3 protein-coding genes are annotated in these 2815 nt (G+C 67.0%); 2 read left to right on the forward strand and 1 reads right to left on the reverse strand.

Annotated features, from left to right (window positions below):
• Positions 1-441: 441 nt before the first annotated feature.
• Positions 442-1746 (forward strand): PBSX family phage terminase large subunit, encoded by a 1305-nt coding sequence (locus WCB02_RS05625; protein WP_423956851.1) that lies wholly within the window; start codon positions 442-444, stop codon positions 1744-1746.
• A 23-nt stretch (positions 1747-1769) separates the two neighbouring features.
• Positions 1770-1943 (forward strand): hypothetical protein, encoded by a 174-nt coding sequence (locus WCB02_RS05630; protein WP_423956852.1) that lies wholly within the window; start codon positions 1770-1772, stop codon positions 1941-1943.
• Here WCB02_RS05630 and WCB02_RS05635 read toward each other — a convergent pair.
• Entirely contained in the window at positions 1917-2573 is a 657-nt protein-coding gene (locus tag WCB02_RS05635; protein WP_423956853.1) for a J domain-containing protein, read from the reverse strand. The two genes, WCB02_RS05630 and WCB02_RS05635, sit on opposite strands and share 27 nt — an antisense overlap.
• Between the last annotated feature and the right edge of the window lie 242 nt (positions 2574-2815).

Here is a 2815-nt window from a genome sequence, read left to right on the forward strand (position 1 = left end):
CTGGTCGATGCCGCGCGAGGAAAAGGCCAGGCTCCGCGCCATGCTCGCCTCCGCCGACGCGCAGGCGGTCGCGCCAGCCGCGCGCCGCCTCGCCTTCATGGAGGGCCGCTGATGGCGCGCTCCGATCTTTCCGTCACCGCGAGCGCAGCCCGTGGGATGGGTTGAGCGAAGCGATACCCATCGATGTCGGGCTCGATGGGTGGAGCGAAGCGATCCCCATCGATGCCCGTCCACGAAGATGATGGGTTTCGCAAGGGCTCAACCCATCCTGCGAGTTACTGATGGCGCGCTCCGATCTTTCCGTCACTGCGAGCGAAGCCCGTAGGATGGGTGGAGCGAAGCGATACCCATCGATGTCCATCCACGAAGACGATGGGTTTCGCAAGGGCTCAACCCATCCTACGAGTTACTACGAACTACGAGTGCCCGCTGGATTGAGCCATGAACCTCACGCTGCGCATTCCGACCGCTGAAGTCTTCACCCCGCTGCTCAAGCCTGCCCGCTACAAGGGCGCGCATGGCGGCCGCGGCTCGGGCAAGTCGCATTTCTTCGGCGAATTGCTGGTCGAGGACTCCGAGCGCGAGCCGGGCGAAAGTGGCGGCGCCGGCCTGCTCGCGGTCTGCATCCGCGAGGTGCAGAAGACGCTGGCCGATTCCTCCAAGCGGCTGGTCGAGAAGAAGATCGCCGAGCTCGGCCTCGGCCATCGCTTCAAGGTCTGGCGCGACCGCATCGAAACACCGGGCGACGGCGTGATCATCTTCCAGGGCATGACCGATCACACCGCCGAATCCATCAAGTCGCTGGAAGGCTTCAAGCGCGCCTGGATCGACGAGGCGCAGACGCTGTCCGACCGCTCGCTGTCGTTGCTGCGCCCGACCATCCGCGCGCCGGGCTCGCAGATCTGGGCGAGCTGGAATCCGCGGCGCCGGAAGGACGCGATCGACGATTTTCTGCGCGCCAAGAAACCCGACCACGCGATCGTCGTGCAGGCCAATTGGCGCGACAATCCGTTCTTCACGCGGGAATTGGAGGACGAGCGCCGGCTCGAATTGGCGCTCTATCCGGAGCGCTATCCGCACACCTGGGAAGGCGACTACGCCCGCGCCTTCGAGGGCGCCTATTTCGCGCGGCTGCTCGCTGACGCAAGGCTCGGGGGGCGCATCTGCCGCGTGGCCGCCGATCCGCTGCTGCCGCTTCGGGTCTTCATCGACATCGGCGGCGCCGGCGCCAAGGCCGACGCCTTTGCGGCCTGGGTCGTGCAATGGGTCGGGCAGGAGATCCGCGTGCTCGACTACTACGAGTCGGTCGGGCAGGTGCTGGCGTTCCATGTCAAATGGCTGCGCGATCATGGCTGTCGGGACGCGCTTTTGTATCTGCCGCATGACGGCGCGCACGCCGAGAAGATCACCGGCAGGACCTATGCCGACCATCTGCGCGATGCCGGCTTTGCGGTCGAGACGGTGCCGAACCAGGGCCGGGGCGCGGCCTCGATCCGGATCGAGAACGTGCGCCGGCTGGCGCCGAAATACTGGTTCAACGAAACGACCACCGAGGCCGGCCGCGACGCGCTCGGCTTCTATCACGAGAAGCGCGATGACGCCCGCAACATCGGCCTGGGCCCGGAGCACGACTGGTCGAGCCACGGCGCCGACGCCTTCGGCCTGATGGCGTGCTGCTACGAAGAGCCGGCGCAATCCGCGAAGTTCAACCGCACGCTCAGCTATGGGGACCGGGGATGGCGCTAAGCCTGCATCGCATTTGTCGGGACATGATCCCGCTCGAGATCGAATCGACCACGAAGGACATCAAGGCCGCGCTGTGGGCCGGCGACGTCGAACTGGCGAAGGTCCTGATCTCGAAGCGCATGGGGCTGCGCATCTGCGGAGGCGCGCGCGAAACGAAACTGCGGGCCGCGTCAGCGGGCGGCCCAAACCTGGCCTGAGCGGTCCGCTGGAATATCGCCGAGCGCGTTCGGTAGCGGACGAAGATGCGGCGGGCGCCTGGGCATGTCCGGCACGTCATCCGCCGCCAGTCGATCGGCGCTCGGCTCGAGCGACCTGTCGGGGATCGGACCGAGGCTGTCGCGGCGGCTGTCCCGGTCGTGCGGCGAGTCTTGCCGTGTGTCTTGCCGCTTGTCTTGCCGCGTCTCTTGCCGCGCGTGTTGCCGCTTGTCTGGCGCCGCGTCCTGCACGGCGGATCGCGCCGCCGTTGGCGCGGCCGCGATCTCGGATGCTCCGCGCGCGACGCCGGAGTCGATCTTGTGCGTCCTCAGCGACGTCGAAAGGATGGGGTCCATCCAGACGAACAGCATCACCAGCAGGACCACGCAGATCGCGTCTGCCGCGATCATGCGCATCCACGTCGACCGAACCCGCCGCCGTTCGCGCGCCAGCCGCCGGTCGTAACTGGCGCGGCGTCCTGCGTCGCGCAGGATGGCATAGGCGGCGGCGATCCGCCTGAACCGGGACGCGGCATCCGGATCGCCGGGATGGTGGTCAGGATGGTGCAACTTGGCGGCCTTGCGGAACGCCTGCTTGACGGCCTCCGCATCGGCATCCGGGCGGATACCCAACAGGTCGTAAACGGTCTTGATCGGTACGGGCGCGAATCCCAGTCGGAGAAATGCACGACGTCGTGCATAGGATGCCCCCGCTTTGTGACGGAAACGTCGTGATATGGACCGTAAGACTACGGGGCGCGCGCACTGGCGACGCCGGCGCGATGAATGTTCTCGCCCGGTTGCGGCACGTCATGTCGCCGCGAGGCGGCTTTTGAGCGCTCGTGGCGCTCACGGGCCGGGCTCCTGTCCGGAGT

Source organism: Bradyrhizobium sp., assembly GCF_049581145.1.
Classification (GTDB): domain Bacteria; phylum Pseudomonadota; class Alphaproteobacteria; order Rhizobiales; family Xanthobacteraceae; genus Bradyrhizobium.